The following is a 17,423-nucleotide window of genomic DNA, read 5'->3' as shown; positions in this document are numbered from 1 at the left end:
CCCTAAAAAAAAATCTCCAACGCCCTCTTATATCGCTCCACATGGTAGACCCTAATACCAACCAACGGGGCCGCCCCCCCCCCCCGGGGCCCGGGGGGTCAGCTGGACACCTCCGAAGCCGCCGAAGCGGGGGCGTCTGGGGTCGTTTGTGGGCGTGGCAGGGTGAAGGTGGCCAGGACCGAGGCGATGGCGACGGCGAAGCACGCCGCTGTGTACCAGAGGTTTCCGATGGGGTCGCCGTTGCTCGTCCGGCCATCGACGGCGTCGAAGAAGTCGGGTAGTGACGCGATCCAGAGGAAGGCGAAGACGACGAGGTAGAGGGCGCTGAATCGTTGCACGAACGGGTCTGTGTACTGCGGAGCTGCCGCCTCGCCTCGGCGGAGCTGGGACCATTGGCGAACCATCACGACCCCGGCGACCACCGCGAGGACGGCCAGTTCCAGTGCGTAGACGACGCCGCGGACGGTGGTGTTGCTCATGCCGATGACGGTCGCGGGGAGCGGGAGCACGAAGGTGCCGACCGAGGCGAGCAGGCCGATCACGACTGTGCGCCAGGTCAATTCGATACCGGAGAAGTGTCTGCCTTCATCGACATGGCGCCCGACGAAGTACTGCACGCAGAAGGCCAGCGACATCGGCCACAGTGCCGCGAAGACGACGACGCTGCCCATCGGGACCGAATCGAACATCGGCTGGTTGATCGGGTTGTCCACCGACCATTCCCACCAGCGCAGCTGCGGTCCGAGATGGTCGAAGATCTCGTAGAAGGCGTGGTGCACGAAGCCCACGCAGGTGGCGCCGATCAACACGCCGTATCGCCGGAAGATGCCGAGCATCCGGACGATGCCGAACGCCATCGTCGCCATCAGCGGATAGATCGCGATGATGTAGATGGGCAGTCGGCCCCAGAGGAAGTCGACGGTGAACACATTGTGCGCGAACATCGTGTCGACGTGTTCTTCGATGCCGAACGCGGCCGGGAAGTACAGCGGCGGTTCGATGACGAACAGGTAGGCGGTGGCGCCGAACCACAGCACCAGGTTGGTGGGGTCGCCGTGGCGGCGCAGGCGCACGATCGCGTACCAGAGCGCGAGAATCGCGCCGACGACGATGGTGAGTTCGAGAACCGGCAGGGTCCAGTTCTCCAGCGCGAACGGGCTGCGGAACTCGACGAGTCCGCCCGCTTCCTCGCAGGAGAAGCCGAGTTCGGTGGCGAGCTCGGCGAAAGTGGTTGAGCAGTGGTCGGCCATCGGGGTTACCTTCTACGAGCTGACGGAATCGGCGGTGTACCAGCGGGTTACGTCGTAGCCCTCGTCGTAGCGGCGGAACCATTCGTCGGCGAGCGTGGGCAGTTTCTCGTGCTCCGGATTGTGCCGCGGCATCTGACTGCGAATGATGCCGCCAAGGGCGACGAGCTGTTCGCGCAGCCCGAGATCGTCGAACGCGCGCGGCATCGTCCCGTTGTCGGCGGGCTGCAGGAACGGCAGCCACCGGCGCAGCGTCTGGCCCCTGCGGTAGTTGGCGAACATCGACAGCGCGTCGACCTGCCGATCCTCCAGCGGCACATGCTCGTTGAAGCCCTCGCACGCCACCCGGATCACCTGCAGCACGTGCCGGAAGATCGACGCCGCCACCCGCATCCGGTACAGCTCACTGTCGACCACCGAGTTGAAGATGATCAGCGCGGAGCTGCGATGCTCGACTTCCTCGACGAAATGCCAGATGAACAGGGAGGCGACGCGGTCGTCGCCGGGGGCGAACAGATTCTTGTCGTTGTCGAGCATCAGCTTGAACACCGGCGTGAAGGTTGCCTCGAGGTCGGCGGTGTAGGCGAGGCGGTACTTCACCGGGGTCTCGGCGGTGAGCTTGTCGAACTCGCCGATCACCGCGTCCAGGGTCTGCTGCAGCCCCGGGTAGCGGCGGATCAGCGCCTTCACATGCTGGCGGTGGGCGGTGGAATGCTGGCCCTCCTGACGCATGAACGCGTCGGCCTCCGAGGCCACCTCGGGGTCGGTGATCTGCGGTTTCGCCTGCGTGATCAGCTGCACGATCATCTTCTCGAAGCCGATCGCCAGGAAAGAGACGGCATTGGCCATCGACGAGAACGCCGGGTTCTGTGGGTTCCACAGAAACGGCACGTCGTAGTCGGAGAACGCGAAATCCATTTTGCGGACGTGAAGTTCGGTCACGGTGGGGCTACCTCGTTGTCGGCCACTCGGTTGATGAAGCAATCATACGAAGAGGCGGTCGAGTGTATGATCACTTTCGCGGAATTCGCCCTGACCTGGGGTTGTGCTACCGTCCACCCGGTGGCGCGTAGACGTGGGTGGGGCGGTAGTCCGCCGGGGGATGATGCGGAGGCGACCCGCCGGATCGTCGCTGCCGCAGTCGAACTCATCGGCCGGACCGGTGCGGAGATCAGCATCGCCGACGTGGCGGAATCGCTCGGCGTCATCCGCCAGACGGTCTACCGGTATTTCCCCAGCGCCGACGCGCTCATGACCGCCGCGGCCATCGCCTCGGTCGACGAATTCCTCGACCGCCTCACCCGCCAGGTCAGTGGCCTCGGTGACCCCGTCGAGGCGATGACCGAGGCCGTCGTCTTCACCCTCACCGATGTCCGTCGCACCCCCCATCTGGGCATTCTGCTGTCGAGTTCGTATTCCACCGCCCACGCCGACAGCCTCACCTCCGACGAGGCCCAAGCCTTCGGCATGACCATGATCCGTCGCTTCGATGTCGACTGGGCTGCCTACGGCTACGACGAGCCCGCCCTACGTGAACTCGTCGAATACTGCCTGCGCACGATGCAGTCGTTCTTCCTGTCGCCGGGCAACCCGGCACGCTCCGACGACGAACTGCGCCGCTACCTGCGCCGGTGGATGGGATCCGCGATCGGCGCGCAGCAGGGGAGTTGAACGCCGAGCGTGCCCGCCCGGAAATACCGGACGGGCACCCGCGGGATCGTTCAGCTCGCCGCGGCGATCCTGCGCGGCTCGATCGCGGCGGCGAGTAGATAGCTGCCGCCACCGGCCAGCGCCAGCGCCCAGTACAGATACGCGCCGTCGAGAAACAGTGCGGCCGTGGAACTTACGGCAAGCCATGCGCCGAGGGTGTACTGCAGAACGTCGCGGTAGGCGGCACCGCCCGCCAGGTAGAGCAGTCCGACGATCAGCCCGGACCCGGTCGGCCACAGTGTCGCGGCGGTTTCCGGACTCAGCGTCGAACCGAGCGCGGTGATCAGGAAGAACAGTGCCGCGAAACCGATCAGCCACGAGGCGCCGAGCAGATTACCCAGGACCGCTTCGTGTCCCGTCGCGCCCCGCTGAGCTCTGATGGAGACGACGGTTGTCACGATCATGGCCGCTAGCAGACCGATGCCGAGGAGTGCGCCCGGCACGAAACCTGGCAGGTCGAGTAGTGGGTTCGGGCCGTGGCTGAGGGCGAAGGCGCCATGGCCGACGAGCCAGGCGAGCCCGAAGCTCAGATAGATCGGCCGATTGTCGAGGACGGTGCGAACGGGCTGGGAAACGTACATGATCGATCTCCAGTATGTGAGCGGGTCAGGCGCTGACGAGGACGACTTTGCCGGTGACGGTGCCGGATTCGGCGAGCTCCATCGCCCGGGCGGCATCGGTGAGGGGGATACGGGCCGCGACCTGGGCGGTTACGGTGCCCGCGGTGGCGAGCGCGAAGACCTGGGCGAGATCCTCGGCGATACGAGCGCGGAAGCGGGTGAGGTTGCGCTTGCCCGCCCACAGGTTGTAGAAGTGCGCACTTCGCTTGTTGGGCAGCGTGTTCCACCACAGCAGGCGGGCGAGCAGTTTCAGGACGGGCAGCCGGGAGTCGCCCTCGTCGTTCTTGGTGGCCGCCGTTCCGTAGGAAACGAGCGTGCCGCCGTCGGCGAGCAGGCCGAACGAGTCGGCGATGCCGGGCCCGCCGACGTGGTCGAACACGGCGTCGACACCGTGCGGCGCGATCGCCCGAACCTGTTGGGGCACATCGCCGCGATAGTCGATCCAGGTGGCGCCAAGTGCGGCGACCGCGTCGGCATGGCGAGCGGACGCGGTGCCGATCACGTGAATGCCTGCGGCACGGGACAATTGGACCAATGTCGACCCGACACCGCCGTTGGCGCCGTGGACGAGGATTGTCGCGCCCGGCCGGACGCCGGCGACCCGATGCAGCATCTGCCACGCGGTAATGCCGTTCACGACAAAGGTTTCCGCCTCGGCGGCCGTCACGGAGTCCGGCACCGGGATGAGGTCGGCGGCGTCGAGGTCGACGTGGCTGCTCCAGCCGCCGGTCTTGGTCAACGCGGCGACCCGCTGCCCGATCAGCGTCGCGTCGTCGGCCGCGATCACCGTGCCGACCAGGTCGTAGCCGGGCACGAAGGGGAACGGCGGCTGGTCGTAGTACTTGCCGCGGCGCATCTGCTGCTCGGCGAAGGACACCCCGGAGGCATCGACGCGGACCAGCGCGCGGCCGGGGCCCGGTGCGGGCAGTTCGCGTTGGGTGACGAGCAGGCCGCTGGGGTCCACTCGCCCGGGCAGGACGATTTCGGTGGCTGTGGTGGTGTTCATCAGGGTGCCTTCCATGGTGTGTGACTGGTCAATCACTCTTGGTGGAAAAGAAAGCTCCAACCTGACAAGGCTGGAGCGAGAGGGTCAGTGGGCCTTCGGGTGGCGCATTCCGGTGGTCAGGGCGGTGGCCCAGGCGCTGTCGTTGCCGTCGAGCCCGAGGGTGGTGACGAGGTGGCAGAGTTGGCCGTAGGCGATGAAGTATTGGATCTGCTCGGGGGTGCCACCGGAGCGGCGCTGCGCGAACGTGGTGACCTTGGCCAGGCCGCGGCGCAGCGCGTCGGCGATTTCCGGGATGTCGGTGGCGGACTGGGCGTGCACCTGCAGCATCAGCAGACTCTTGTCGGCGATGAGTTCGGCGTAGGCGCCGCCAATGTCGTGCAGGATTCCGGCCGGATCCTCGGCGGTGGAATTGGCCGCGCCCGTCGACATCGCGCGTTCGACGAGTTCGAAGCAGTGATCGAGCGCGGCCACGAACAGGGCGACCTTGCCGGGGAAGAGTTTGAAGACGTAGGCGGGGGAGATGTCGGCGCGCGCGGCGACCGTGTTGATCGGGGTGCCGTGGTAGCCGGTCTTGGCGAACTCGATGATCGCGGCGTCGACAACTGCGTCCCGCCGGACGTCCGAGGTGGAGAGGGTGGCACCGCGCTTGCTCATGTGAGTGACTGTACACTCACTCTTTGCGGAGCGTCAACACCCGACAGGAGATCAGCGGAGATCGGCGAGGGCAGTGTCCACGTCCGGGCCGCTGAGGCTGTGCCTATTACTACGCATGACCAGGCGCAATGGGCGCGGGCAGTCCTGGGTGGCGGAGAAGCGATCGGTCGCCACGATGCGCGCCGGTGCGCCGAGGTGGTCGCGGACACGGGTCATGAGTTGGTAGCGGCTCAGTGTTTCCGCGCCCGCGATGTGCACGACGCCCGATTCGTCGGCGAGCTGCTCGAGCGCGGGTGCCAGGCTCGGCAGATACAGCGGATTGCAGACGATATCGGTGCGTGCCTGGATCTCGGGTGCGGCGAAGCGGGCCAGGAATTTGTTCGACAGTGGGCTGCGGCCATAGACGAGCGGGAGGCGGACAACCAGGTGGCGGCCGTGTTCGAGGACCAGATCCTCGGCAGCGACCTTGGTTTCGCCGTAGACGTTGATCGGTGCGCGCGTTGCGCTTTCGTCGTAGTTCTCGGCCGTGCCGTCGAAGACATTGTCGGTCGACAGGTAGACGAGTTTCGCGCCCGTAGCGCCGACGGCATCGAGCAGCGGCACCATCGGCGCGACGTTCGCCGCGTAGGCCGCGGCGGGATCACGTTGCGCGGCACCGAGATCCACGACACCGGCGGTATGGACCACCATGTCGAACCCCCGCCCGACGAGTGCCCGCACCGCGCCGGTGTCGGCGAGATCCACCGGGGCGAGTCCGTGCCCGCCCCGGCTGGTCCCGACGACCTCATGATTCTCGGCGAACTGCGCGTGCAGTGCGCTGCCGACGAAACCGGAGGCGCCGAGGATCAGGATCCGCATCGTGTCAGCGCGCCTGCCACTTCGGCTTGCGCTTCTGCGCGAAAGCGATGGCGCCTTCCCGCATGTCCTCGGTCATGGCGACGGCCATGATCTCGCGGTTGGTCTGGTCCCAGGCGTCGTCGTCGGCGAGCTTGCCGTCGATCATGCCCAGCGCCACCCGCTTGCTCGCCTGCACCGCCAGCGGCGCGTTCTCGGCGATCCGGCCTGCCAGTGCCAGTGCGGCGTCGAGGACCTCGGCGGCGGGGACTACACGGTTGATCAAGCCCAGTTCCAGCGCACGTGCCGCGGTGATCGGCTCACCGGTGAGGATCATCTCCATCGCGACCTTGCGTGGCAGCTGCTCGGGCAGGCGGAACGCGCCACCGGCCGCGGCGAACAGGCCGCGGGCCACCTCGGGCAGCCCGAAGGTGGCCGTCTCGGCGGCGACGGCGAGATCGCTGGCCAGGACGAGTTCGGTGCCACCGCCGAGCGCGAAACCGTTCACCGCCGCGATGGTCGGCTTGCTGATCGGGTGCCGGACATACCCGGCCAGGTTCCAATCCTCATGTCCCGGGGCGAGAATCGACTCACCGCGACTCAGCGCCTTCAGATCCGCGCCCGCGCAGAACGCCCGCTCGCCTGCTCCGGTGAGAACCACCGCGCGGATCTGCGGGTCGGCCTCGGCTCGCTCGAGCGCCTCGCCGACCCCCGTGCTCACTTCGGCGTTGACCGAGTTCATGGCCTCGGGCCGATTCAGCACGATCACGAGCACATGCTCGCGTTGCTCGACGAGAACTGCGCTCACGAGTGACTCCTTCTGTTGTGTCTGCCCGCATGACAAACCTCTTCGATCTGTATCACGCCGGACGATCTCGAATACCCGAATCGGGCATTCGTGTCCGTCACCGGCGCGCGCACGCCACTCGTCGTAGGCTGCCAGAACACTCGCGAAAAAAAATTTCGGCCGGGTGTCGATCCGCAGCGGTGCCCGTTCGACCTAGGGATGAAGGCAGGGCCCGGCAGGCGGGTCCACACCGATCCGAGGAGAAGAAACCATGAAGTACATGCTGATCATGCGCGCCACCGACGAAGCCTGGGCCGCGGCGGCCGACATCGACTTCAACGAGATGCTCGAGACCATGGGCAAGTTCAACGACGAGTTGATCAGCGCCGGGGTGCTGGTCGCCGCCGAGGGGCTCGACGACGCGGCCCAGAGCGTCGTCGTCGACTACTCGTCGGAGACTCCGGTCGTCACCGACGGGCCCTACGGGGAGACGAAGGAACTGTTCGGCGGGTTCTACATTCTCAACGTGGCCTCCAAGGAGGAGGCGATCGAGTGGGCCAAGCGCATGCCGGTCGTCGTGCCGGGCACCAAGACCGAGATCCGACGAGTCCCGAGCATCGATGAATTCCCGCAGGACAATGTCTGGGTCGTGAAGGAGCGCGCGTGGCGTGAGGCCACCGGCCAGATCTGAATCACGATGAGCGACCACACCGGCCGGGAGGCCGTCGCCGCCGTCTGGCGGATCGAATCGGCCCGCATCGTCGGCGCGCTCGCGCGCTACACCCGCGACTTCGCGATGGCCGAGGACCTCGCCCAGGAGGCCCTGGCCGAGGCGCTGGTGACGTGGCCGCGCGAAGGCGTGCCACGTCAGCCGGCCGGGTGGTTGCTCACCGTCGGCAGACGCCGGGCGATCGACGCGTTCCGGCGCCGCGCCGCCCTCGATGACCGCTACACCGCCCTCGCCGCCGACCTCGGCGAGGGCGATGCGCTCACCGGCGGCGACCCCGTGCGGGCGGCGCAGGACGTGCTGTGGGATCCCGATCAGATCGACGACGACGTGCTGGCGCTGATGTTCATCTCGTGCCACCCGGTGCTCTCGCGGGAGGCGCGGTTGGCCCTGACGCTGCGCGTCGTCGGCGGTCTGACCAGCGACGAGATCGCCAAGGCGTGCCTGGTGCCCACCGCAACCGTGCAGGCCAGGATCACCAGGGCGAAGAAGACGCTCGGCGCGGCCGAGGTCGCCTTCGAGGTGCCGCCCGCCGCCGAGCGCCGGGCCAGACTCGGTTCGGTGCTCGGCGTCATCTACCTGATCTTCACCGAGGGATCGTCGGCCAGCACCGGCGACGACCTCATCCGCTTCGATCTCGCGGGGGAAGCGCAGCGGCTGGCCCGCGTGCTGTCACGGCTGATGCCCGCCGAACCCGAGGTCTACGGCCTGCTCGCGCTGCTGGAACTGACCGCCGCGCGGTTTCCCGCCCGCACCGGTCCCGACGGTGCGCCGGTATTGCTCGAACAGCAGGATCGCCGCCGCTGGGACCGTTCGGCGATCCGGCGCGGCCGTGCCGCTCTGGTGAAAGCCGGTGAGGTCGGGCGTGGACTCGGCGCCTACGGTCTGCAGGCCGCGATCGCCGAATGTCATGCGGTGGCACCCTCGGTGGAGCGGACCGATTGGGAACGGGTGGTGGTGCTGTACGAGGCGCTGGGCAGGCTCGCGCCCTCGCCGGTGGTCGACCTCAACCGTGCGGTGGCGGTGTCGATGGCCGACGGGCCCGCCGCGGCCCTGCCGATCGTCGACGAGATCGCCGCATCCGGCGCCCTGTCCGCCTCGCACCTGCTGCCCAGCGTGCGCGGCGAATTGCTGACCCGGCTCGGCCGCACCACCGAAGCTCGCGCGGAGCTCACCGACGCCATCCGGCGGTGCGGCAACGAACGCGAAAAGGCCGTCCTCGCAAACAAACTCGCCGCCCTCGCCTGACCTGGATTCCGTTCGGTCGACAGCGGGGCGAATGCGCGGACGAATGTTCATATTCGCAGGTCAGCGGCCATAAACGCGGGTCTTCGCGCGCTCGTAACGTTTGCTCGTAAAGAGGCCGGGTATTCGTGAAAGGCGACGACGAGAGGGTGTTGTGGATGGCAAGGGAATCGAAATCGGTGCTGCACCGGGCTATCGGTGCGTCGGCGATCGGTAATGCGGTCGAATGGTTCGACTACGGTGTCTATGCCTATCTGGCGACATATATCGCGAAGTCGTTGTTCCCCGGTGACGGCGAGTCCGGGATGGTCTACACGCTCCTGGGTTTCGCCGTATCGTTCCTGATCCGGCCGGTGGGCGGGATGATCTGGGGTCCGCTCGGCGACCGCATCGGGCGAAAGCGGGTGCTGGCCACCACGATTATTCTGATGGCCGGATCGACACTCGCCGTCGGCCTCATCCCGAGCTTCGACATGATCGGCATCGGCGCCCCGATTCTGCTGTACCTGCTGCGGATGATCCAGGGGCTTTCCGCCGGTGGCGAATACGGTGGTGCCGCGACATTCATGGCCGAATACGCGCCCGATCGCAAGCGCGGATTCTATGGCAGTTTCCTCGAGGTCGGTACGCTCGCCGGTTTCACCCTCGGTAATCTGGTCGCCCTGCTGCTGGTGAATGTGCTCGACGACGCGTCGATGAATTCGTGGGGCTGGCGTATCCCGTTCATGATCGCCGGTCCGCTCGGCCTGATCGGCATGTACCTGCGCAGCCGGGTGGAGGACACCCCGGTGTTCCGCGAGGTCGAGCGCAAGGACGAGACCGAGGAAGTCTCCGGCGTCTACCGCGATCTGGTGACAAAGTACCTACGTCCGGTGCTGACCCTGTTCGGCCTGGTGATCGCGCTGAACGTCGTCAACTACTCGTTGCTCAGCTACACCCCGACCTACCTCGGTTCCACTCTCGGCATGGAGGAATCCGATGCGTTGCTGGTGCCGCTGATCGGCCAGGTCGCGATGCTGTGCACCTTGCCGTTCCTCGGTGCGCTCTCCGACCGGATCGGGCGCAAACCCATGTGGATGTTCTCGTGCGCGGCGATGATGATCGCGGTGATCCCGGTCTACCACCTGATCGGTTCCTCGCTCGTCGGCGCGATCGCAGGCTTCGCGATCCTCGGCCTGCTCTACGCACCACAGTTGGCGACGATCTCGGCTACGTTCCCCGCGATGTTCCCCACGATCGTGCGTTTCGCCGGTGTGGCAATCGGCTACAACGTCGCCACCTCGATGTTCGGTGGTACCGCGCCGGTGATCAACGAGGCGCTCATCAGCGCGACCGGAAACAACATGATTCCGGCGTACTACATGTTCGGTGCGTGCGCGGTCGGTCTGATCGCGTCGTTCTTCCTCATCGAGACCAAGGGTGTATCGCTGCGCGGCACGCAGGTGCCCGGCACTCCCGAGGCGATCGAGGAACAACGTGAACTGGGCGAGCCCGAAGAGGTCGTCGCGGTGAAGTGAGCCGAACACCTGCGGGCGCGGCGTCGAGACGGCGCCGCGCCCTCGGTGTGTCCGGGACTAGTTCTTCGCCGCCGCGTGGAACACGGCGAGAGCTTCCTCGCCGAGGTGCGGTCCGCTGATCTCGACCGGCACGTTCGAGCTCGCGACGACCTCGGCGCAGGTGAGCGCGAAGCTGGTCCCAGGGGGCAGGATCGGCCCGAATTCGGCTGCGGCCGCCGCGAAGACGATGCGGCCGACCCCGGCCCACACCATCGCGGCGGCGCACATCGGGCACGGTTCGCCGCTGGCGTACACGGTGGCGCCACGCAGATGCGCGGCGCGTCCCGCCGCGGTCGCGAGGGTGATCGCGACCAGCTCGGCGTGGGTGGTGACATCGCCGGTGGTGTTCACCGCGTTCACACCCTCGGCCAGGACAGCACCGTCGTCGCCGACAGCGACCGCGCCGAACGGCCGGTCGCCGAGCGCGGTGGCGTGCCCGGCGAGGTCGATGGCACGGCGCAGGTGGGTGATGTCGATATCGGTCAGCTCGCTCATGAGGTGAGATCCACTTCCGTTCCGATGCCGTTGGCGCGGGCCTTGTCGATGAGCAGGCGGGCCGCGGCCAGGTCTTGCAGGCCGATGCCCACCGAGTTGAACAGGGTGATGTCGCGATCGCCGCGACGGCCGGGTGCCCGGCCCGCGATCACCTCGCCCAGCTCGGTGCCCACCGCGTCCTGGGTGATCGCGCCTTCGGCGATGGCCAGCAGGGTGTCCCCGGACTTGGTGAGCGTGGTGCCGATCGAGTCTACGACGACCATGGACCGGCGCATGGCTTCGCCGTCCACCTCGCGGTGATCCGCACGCGGCGGTGCGCCGACGGCGTTGACGTGCAGGCCGTCACCGAACCAGGCGCCGCGCACGATCGGTTCGCGTGACGGAGTCAGGGTGCACAGCACATCGGCGGCGCGGGTGACTGCCTCCGGGCTGTCGAGCGCGCGCACCTCGAGTCCGAGATCGGCTATCGCACCGCGGAATCGGTCGACCGTGGCCGCGGTCCGCGACCAGACCAGCACGGTCTCCAGCTCACGCACTGTCGCGATCGCGCGGGTGTGCTCGACGGCCAGATTGCCGGCGCCGATCACGCCGAGTACCGAACTGGCCTGTCGGGAAAGATGTTTCGTGGCCACGGCGCTGGCGGCGGCGGTGCGGACGGCCGTGACGAGGCGGCCGTCGATCAGTGCCTCGCACGCACCGTCGGCCGCCGAGGTCACCACGATCACCGACCGTTGGACCGGCAGTCCGCGCTCGCGGTTGGCAGGCAGGTCGGCGAGCAGTTTCACGGCGGCGGCCCCGGCGGATTCGGCGGCGGCGACCATCGGCACGAAGGCCGCGCCGCCGAGTGCCATCGCCGGTGGGGCGGGCACGAACGCGGTGCCGAGTGCCAGGTCGGCGTGCGCGCGCTCGACGGCGGCGAGTACCTCGCTGCGATCGAGTACGGCGGTCACATCGGAGTGCGACAGGATCAGAGTCAACGGTGGCTCCTACGAAAGTAGTGGCAGGTCAAGAGGTTCGGGCGAAGGCGACGGTGAGGTCGCGCGGCGAGCGGCTGTTACCGACCAGGCCGCTGACGGCGACGATCGCGATCAGGTAGGGCAGCATCACCAGCAGGGCGAACGGCACGTCGACACCGAGTGCGGGCAACGCGAACTGCAGCGCCTGGGCGATGCCGAAGAACACCGATGCCCAGATCACCCCGAGCGCGCGCCAGCGGCCCGCGATCACCGCGACCACGGCGAGATAGCCGATGCCGCCGGTCATGTTGTCGCTGAACGAATGCACTTCCGAGAGCGCGAGTTGCGCACCGCCGAGGCCCGCGGCGAACGCGGCCAGCAGCACGCAGCCGTAACGGACGGTTCGCACGGACAGACCGGTGCGGTCGGCGGCGACAGCGTCTTCACCGATCGCGTCGATGACCAGGCCCAGCTTGGTGCGGCGGGAGAACACGAACGCCAGAACGGCGACGACCGCGATGCACAGATAGCCGAGTGCGGTCTGCCCGAACAGGGCTGGTCCGATGACCGGGATGCGGTGCAGCAGAGGGATTTGCAGCGGGTCGAAGCCCGGCACGCTGTGCCCTTTGCCGTCGGCGAGCAGGAGCCGCGCACCGTAAGTGGTGGCGCCGAGCGCCAGCGCGTTACTGGCGATACCGACGACGATCTGGTCGGCGCGCAAGCCGATACTCCAGATCGCTTGCAGCGCACCGAAGATCAGGGCGGCGACCACCGCGGTGGCGGCACCGAGGACCGGCGAGCCGGTGGTGACAGCGCCGAGCACACCGGCGAACGCGCCGGTCAGCATCATCGCCTCGAGGCTCAGATTGAGCACGCCCGCGCGCTCGCTCACCAACTCGCCGCTCGCGGCCACCAGGATGGGCAGGGTGAAACCGATTCCGCTGGTGGCGATGTCGGTGACCGTGTCGAGGCTCATCGCGGTGCTCCTGCCAGATCGGCGGTGTCCACGGAGGAAACCGGTTGTGGTGCAGCGGGTTCGGACTTGCGGACGCTTCTGGTCCAGATGGCGGCGCCTGCGATGAACACGATCATCAGCGACTCCACGACGGCGATGGTCGAGGCGGGCACGTTGGCCGCCAGTTGCAGGTTGATCCCGCCGGAAACGAGGAAGCCGAGCAACAGCGAGACCGCGACGACCGCCGACAACGAGCCGCGGGCGAGCAGGCCGACCACAAGGCCGGAGAAGCCGTAGCCGGAGGAGAATCCTTCGGCGAGCACGAAAGGCGCTGTCGCCACCAGCAATCCGCCCGCCACACCGGCGAAAGCACCCGCGCTCGACAGGCTCAGGAAACGCAACCGCTGGACGGGGAGCCCGAGCCGGGCGGCCGCGTCGGGATTGAGCCCGACCGCGCGCAGGCGGGTGCCGAGCGCGGTGTGGCGCACCAGGATCGCGGTACCGAGTGCCGCGATCACCGCGATCCACAAGGCGATGGTCGCGGGGGAGCGTTCGATGCCGAGCAGCGGAAGATGCGCGGCCGCGGTGAGCTGCTCGGATTGTGGGAGCGTCTCCGAGGAGGTCACCGGCTGACGCAGCAGCGCGGGCTCGTGCACGACGAGCAGGACCAGCGCCAGGCCGACGAAGTTGAGCAGCAGCGTGGTGATGATCTCGCTGGTGCCGCGCCGGACCCGCAGATACGCCGCGATCGCGGCCCACAGCCAGCCCGCGGCCGCGGCGCCGATCAGGACAGCGGGCAGGGTGATCGCCGTCGGCGCGCCGGTCAGTGTGGTGCCGATCGCGGTGGCGGCAATGCCGCCGGCGCAGATCTGCCCCTCGCCACCGACATTGACCAGTCCGGCGCGGTGCGCGATGGTGAAACCGACCGCGACCAGCATCAGCGTGGCCGCGACATTGAGCGAGGCGCCGATGGCGTAGTCGCTGCCGAACATCCCCTCCCACAGCGCGGTCATCGTCGCGCCCGGTGCGGCGCCCGCCACGGCGGCCAGGATCAGACCGATCACACCGGCGGCGACCATGGCCGCGGCGGCGACGACGATCGGCTGACGCACCCACTGCCGCAGGTCGATCCGGCCGAGTCCGGCCGTGATGGCCGATCGCCGCGCGGGGCGGTTCTCGTTCGCCGCGGTCATGCCGAAACTCCCATCATCATTTCGCTGATCTGTTGTGCCGCTGCGGGGTCGGAGGTTTCCACCGGTCCCGCGAGTGCGCCTCGATAGGCGACGAACACCCGGTCACACAGGGCGAGCAGCTCGGGCACCTCGCTCGAAACCACCAGCACGCCGCAGCCGTCTGCGGCCGCGCGGCGCAGCTGGGTCAGCACGAAATCGACTGCGCCGATATCCAATCCGCGCGTCGGCTGGGCGGCGACGAGGCAGCGCAGGTTCGCGGCGGACAGTTCGCGGGCCAGCACCACCTTCTGCTGGTTGCCGCCCGAGAGCGAGCCCATCCGCACCCACGGTCCCGCCGCTCGCACATCGAACCTGTCGAGCTCGGACTGCGCCGCGCGGCCGATGGCTCGTTTGTCGAGCAGGCCGAAGCGCCGGAATCGGCCGAGCCGGCCGAGGAAGAGGTTCTCGGCGATGGTCATGTCGGCGACCATCGCGTCGCGATGGCGGTCCTCCGGGACGACACCGAGTCCGAGTTCGGTGCGGGTGGCGGGGCGCGCGGCGGTGATGTCGGTGCCGTCGAGGGTGACGGTGCCGCCGGACGCGGGGGTGCTGCCCGCCAGGACCGCGACGAGTTCGCTCTGGCCATTGCCCTCCACGCCGGCGATGCCGACGATCTCACCGGGGCGCACCAGCAGACGCACCTCGTCGAGTGCGGTACTGCCGTCGGCACGTCGCGCGCTGAGTCCGTCCACTGCGAGCACGGGGGTCGTATCGAGCGAAATCGTCCCTTTCGCTGCAGGTTTCGGTGCCGCCGACGCGGCGTCGATGCCGAGAGTGGCGGCGACCGTTGGGTCGAGGTCGGCAGCGGTGCGCCCCACCATGGCGGTGAGCAGCCCGGCGATGCTCGTGTTCGACATTCGTCCGCCACCGGCGACCGTGCCGCGTCGCAGCACGGTCGCGGCGTCGGCGACCCGGGCCACCTCGCCGAGTTTGTGCGTCACCAGGACCACCGCCTTGCCGTCGGCGGCGATGGCGCGGCAGGTGTCGATCAGTGCGTCGATCTCGGACGGATCGAGCACTCCCGTCGGTTCGTCGAGCAGGATCAGCGCCGGATCGCGCAGCAATGCCTTGACGATCTCGACCTTCTGCCGTGCGCCGACCGGCATCGTGGCGACCTGCTGGTCGAGATCGATGCGCAGGCGGTAGCGCCGGGCGATCTCGTCGAGCCGGTCGGTCAGGTCCTTGCGCCGCATCCGGAGTCCGTGCTGGGTGAGCAGCAGGTTCTCCGCGACGGTCATGGTGGTGACCAGGCTGAAGTGCTGGTGCACCATGGCCACACCGGAGGCCATCGCGGCGGCGGGGGAGTCGGGCCGGAAATCGTTGCCGCCCAGTAGCATTCGGCCGGAATCGGGTCGGTAACCGCCGAACACGAGATTGCACAGCGTCGACTTGCCCGCGCCGTTCTCGCCGAGAATGCAATGGACAGTGCCGGATTCGACGGTGACGTCCACATCGTGCAGTGCCTGCACGTCACCGAAGCGCTTACCGACCCCGTGCAGGGTCAATGCGGGAGTGCTCATGGTGCTCAGTACGGCTTGACCGCGCCGGTGGACAAGGCCGTTTTCGCCTTCGCGAGTGCGTCGACGACTCCGGAATCCTTGCTGCACAACACGAAATCGGTGCCGTCGTTGGGCGAGGTGAGACCGAATCGCACGTTCTCGGCCTTCCAGGAGTTGTCGAGCGCGGCATTCACCGCGAACTCGACCTCGGCGCCGATATCGGTGTGCACATAGCCCAGGTACACGGGGTTGGTGCAGTCACCGGGGATCGGGCCGCCGACCATCGTGGCGCCCGACTGGGTCGCGGCCTGCTCCATGCCCGCCTTACCCAGGTTCACGATCTGGCCGAGCGTGCCCGCGCCCGCGCCGTAGTCGGCCAGTGCGGCCTGCTTGGCCTTGGCGGGATCGTTGAAATCGCCGACATACTGCGGGGTCAGTACCTTGACGTCAGATTTGGCGAAACGGGCGCCGTTGCTGAAAGCGTTGGCGGCGTTGACGATCGCGGGCAGCTCGACACCACCGACGAAGGCCACCGCACCGGACTTGGAGCCCGCCGCCGATACCGCGCCGCTGAGGAATTCGGCTTCGGCCTGCTGCGGGTCGTAGTAGGCGAGATTGGCCAGGGGCTTCGCGTCGGCCGGGCCGCCGATCTCGACGAACTTCACGTTCGGGAACTGCGGCGCCACCTTGCGCACATCGGCGTCGGTCTGGCCGCCGAGCGAGATCACCAGGTCGTTGGTGGAGGCGAAGCGGACAAGTGCCTGCTGGTAGTCGCTGGCGGCGACCTGCTCGACCTTGCTGAGTTCCACCTTGTCGCCCAGCGTGTCGGCGATGCGCTGGTAGCCGAGATACCCCGACTGCATGAAGCCGGTGTCCGACAGCGAGCCGGGGAAGAACACACCGACCTTCAGCTTGCCCCCCGATGCCGAGGTGTCGGCGGAACCGCAGGCCGACAGGAGGGCAGGGGCGGCGAGGGCGGCCGAGCCGAAGGCGATCGCGCGCCGAGTGGACTTGTGCACGGGGTACTCCTTGTTCGAACGAACCGCTCACTTAGCGGTATACCGTTAAGTGTCAGCCTGGGGCTCGTAGATGACAGGCGGATTACGGAAAAGTAAGAAACGGTCGCACGCAGCGAGCGGGCTACCGTTGTGGGCGTGCAGGAGCAGAAGGATGATGCGGTGGCAGACGAACCGGCGAAGAAGTCGCTGCGGGATCAGGCCTACGAGGAGCTGCGTGACCGGATCATCGATCTGCGCCTGAGCCCCGGTCAGCGGCTGGTGGAACGCGACCTCGCCACCGAATTGGCCATCTCGCGGATCCCGCTGCGCGAGGCCCTGCAGATGCTCGAACGAGAAGGTCTGGTGGTGATCGTGCCGCGGCAGGGCGCGATCGTCGCCCCGTTCACGGTGACCGATGTGCGCGACCTTTTCGATGTTCGCGAGAGCCTCGAGGTCCTCGCGGCCCGCCTCGCCGCCGAACGCGCCGAGCCGGCCGACCTCGCCGCCCTCCGTGCACAACTGACCGCGGCCCGACAGGCCACCGCCCGTGGCGACCAAGCCTCGATCGCCGCCGCGAACGCCGGATTCCACGCGGTCATCGTCGAGGTCTCCGGCAATCCGCTGCTGCAATCGTTATTGCGCCCCTTGGAATCCCGAGTCCGCTGGCTGTTCCACCTGACGAAGGAACGCGACCCGGGCACCCAATGCGACGAACACGAAGCCCTCTACGCCGCCATCGCCGCCAACGACCCCGACTCGGCGGCCGAAATCGCCTATCGCCACGTGGCTTCCGGTCGTGAACCCAGTCTTGCCCTCTCTGCGCAATGGTCCATGCCCACCATCGACCCCGTGTCGGCTACCCGCACCCGCCAGCGCGGCAAGAGCGCCTGAAATACCTTGAT

At 67.8% G+C, this 17,423-nt stretch carries 18 protein-coding genes; 5 read left to right on the top strand and 13 right to left on the bottom strand.

What is annotated here, in order from left to right; translation table 11 throughout:
* Positions 1 to 98 precede the first annotated feature (98 nt).
* Positions 99 to 1,250 (bottom strand): hypothetical protein, encoded by a 1,152-nt coding sequence (locus ACFWPX_RS31235; protein WP_378931537.1) that lies wholly within the window; start codon positions 1,248 to 1,250, stop codon positions 99 to 101.
* Between the two features lie 12 nt (positions 1,251 to 1,262).
* The gene (locus ACFWPX_RS31230; protein ID WP_378931535.1) at positions 1,263 to 2,189 is read right to left on the bottom strand and encodes a metal-dependent hydrolase; all 927 of its coding nucleotides are present in this window, start codon (positions 2,187 to 2,189) and stop codon (positions 1,263 to 1,265) included.
* Between the two features lie 120 nt (positions 2,190 to 2,309).
* Here ACFWPX_RS31230 and ACFWPX_RS31225 point away from each other — a divergent pair, with 120 nt between their 5' ends.
* On the top strand, positions 2,310 to 2,918 hold the full coding sequence (locus ACFWPX_RS31225; RefSeq protein ID WP_378914390.1) for a TetR/AcrR family transcriptional regulator: 609 nt from the start codon (positions 2,310 to 2,312) through the stop codon (positions 2,916 to 2,918).
* A gap of 50 nt (positions 2,919 to 2,968) precedes the next feature.
* Here the strand turns inward: ACFWPX_RS31225 and ACFWPX_RS31220 are convergent, their stop codons facing one another.
* The 5 genes from ACFWPX_RS31220 to ACFWPX_RS31200 all read right to left on the bottom strand — a co-directional run bounded on the left by ACFWPX_RS31220 (position 2,969) and on the right by ACFWPX_RS31200 (position 6,879).
* The gene (locus tag ACFWPX_RS31220) at positions 2,969 to 3,538 is read right to left on the bottom strand and encodes an ABC transporter permease (protein WP_378931533.1); all 570 of its coding nucleotides are present in this window, start codon (positions 3,536 to 3,538) and stop codon (positions 2,969 to 2,971) included.
* Positions 3,539 to 3,563: 25 nt separating this feature from the next.
* On the bottom strand, positions 3,564 to 4,583 hold the full coding sequence (locus ACFWPX_RS31215) for a medium chain dehydrogenase/reductase family protein (RefSeq protein WP_378931531.1): 1,020 nt from the start codon (positions 4,581 to 4,583) through the stop codon (positions 3,564 to 3,566).
* 84 nt (positions 4,584 to 4,667) lie between these two features.
* Positions 4,668 to 5,237: a TetR/AcrR family transcriptional regulator gene (locus ACFWPX_RS31210; protein ID WP_378931529.1), complete on the bottom strand. Its 570-nt coding sequence runs from the start codon at positions 5,235 to 5,237 to the stop codon at positions 4,668 to 4,670.
* 51 nt (positions 5,238 to 5,288) lie between these two features.
* Positions 5,289 to 6,095, bottom strand: a complete 807-nt coding sequence (locus ACFWPX_RS31205; protein ID WP_378931527.1) for an SDR family oxidoreductase — start codon at positions 6,093 to 6,095, stop codon at positions 5,289 to 5,291.
* A 4-nt stretch (positions 6,096 to 6,099) separates the two neighbouring features.
* Positions 6,100 to 6,879, bottom strand: a complete 780-nt coding sequence (locus ACFWPX_RS31200) for a crotonase/enoyl-CoA hydratase family protein (protein ID WP_378914395.1) — start codon at positions 6,877 to 6,879, stop codon at positions 6,100 to 6,102.
* A gap of 250 nt (positions 6,880 to 7,129) precedes the next feature.
* Between ACFWPX_RS31200 and ACFWPX_RS31195 the strand changes: the two genes are divergently transcribed.
* From ACFWPX_RS31195 to ACFWPX_RS31185, 3 genes are all read left to right on the top strand, one after another.
* Complete coding sequence (locus ACFWPX_RS31195) at positions 7,130 to 7,549, top strand: YciI family protein (RefSeq protein ID WP_378914396.1); 420 nt, start codon at positions 7,130 to 7,132, stop codon at positions 7,547 to 7,549.
* 6 nt (positions 7,550 to 7,555) lie between these two features.
* Positions 7,556 to 8,833: an RNA polymerase sigma factor gene (locus ACFWPX_RS31190; protein WP_378931525.1), complete on the top strand. Its 1,278-nt coding sequence runs from the start codon at positions 7,556 to 7,558 to the stop codon at positions 8,831 to 8,833.
* Between the two features lie 155 nt (positions 8,834 to 8,988).
* Positions 8,989 to 10,347: an MFS transporter gene (locus ACFWPX_RS31185; RefSeq protein ID WP_378931523.1), complete on the top strand. Its 1,359-nt coding sequence runs from the start codon at positions 8,989 to 8,991 to the stop codon at positions 10,345 to 10,347.
* Positions 10,348 to 10,404: 57 nt separating this feature from the next.
* Here ACFWPX_RS31185 and ACFWPX_RS31180 read toward each other — a convergent pair whose 3' ends face one another.
* The 6 genes from ACFWPX_RS31180 to ACFWPX_RS31155 form a co-directional block, all read right to left on the bottom strand.
* Positions 10,405 to 10,881 carry a nucleoside deaminase gene (locus ACFWPX_RS31180; protein ID WP_378914399.1) on the bottom strand — a complete coding sequence of 159 codons (477 nt, stop codon included), beginning with the start codon at positions 10,879 to 10,881 and terminating at the stop codon, positions 10,405 to 10,407.
* Entirely contained in the window at positions 10,878 to 11,858 is a 981-nt protein-coding gene (locus ACFWPX_RS31175) for an ornithine cyclodeaminase family protein (protein ID WP_378931521.1), read from the bottom strand. The genes ACFWPX_RS31180 and ACFWPX_RS31175 overlap by 4 nt, the downstream gene beginning before the upstream one ends.
* A 28-nt stretch (positions 11,859 to 11,886) precedes the next feature.
* Entirely contained in the window at positions 11,887 to 12,813 is a 927-nt protein-coding gene (locus tag ACFWPX_RS31170) for an ABC transporter permease (protein ID WP_378931519.1), read from the bottom strand.
* Positions 12,810 to 13,871 (bottom strand): ABC transporter permease, encoded by a 1,062-nt coding sequence (locus ACFWPX_RS31165; RefSeq protein WP_378931541.1) that lies wholly within the window; start codon positions 13,869 to 13,871, stop codon positions 12,810 to 12,812. Before ACFWPX_RS31165 ends, ACFWPX_RS31170 begins: the two co-directional genes overlap by 4 nt.
* A gap of 110 nt (positions 13,872 to 13,981) precedes the next feature.
* Complete coding sequence (locus tag ACFWPX_RS31160; protein WP_378931517.1) at positions 13,982 to 15,544, bottom strand: ABC transporter ATP-binding protein; 1,563 nt, start codon at positions 15,542 to 15,544, stop codon at positions 13,982 to 13,984.
* Between the two features lie 5 nt (positions 15,545 to 15,549).
* Positions 15,550 to 16,542 carry a BMP family protein gene (locus tag ACFWPX_RS31155; protein WP_378931514.1) on the bottom strand — a complete coding sequence of 331 codons (993 nt, stop codon included), beginning with the start codon at positions 16,540 to 16,542 and terminating at the stop codon, positions 15,550 to 15,552.
* A gap of 135 nt (positions 16,543 to 16,677) precedes the next feature.
* On the opposite strand from ACFWPX_RS31155, the gene ACFWPX_RS31150 reads away from it, so the two are divergent.
* Positions 16,678 to 17,412, top strand: a complete 735-nt coding sequence (locus ACFWPX_RS31150) for a GntR family transcriptional regulator (RefSeq protein WP_378931512.1) — start codon at positions 16,678 to 16,680, stop codon at positions 17,410 to 17,412.
* Positions 17,413 to 17,423: the final 11 nt, after the last annotated feature.

Origin of the sequence: Nocardia sp. NPDC058518 (genome assembly GCF_042719655.1) — a bacterium.
Lineage (GTDB): Bacteria > Actinomycetota > Actinomycetes > Mycobacteriales > Mycobacteriaceae > Nocardia.
The sequence above is the reverse complement of the archived record's forward strand: the minus strand, read 5'-3'. Positions and strand labels throughout refer to the sequence as shown.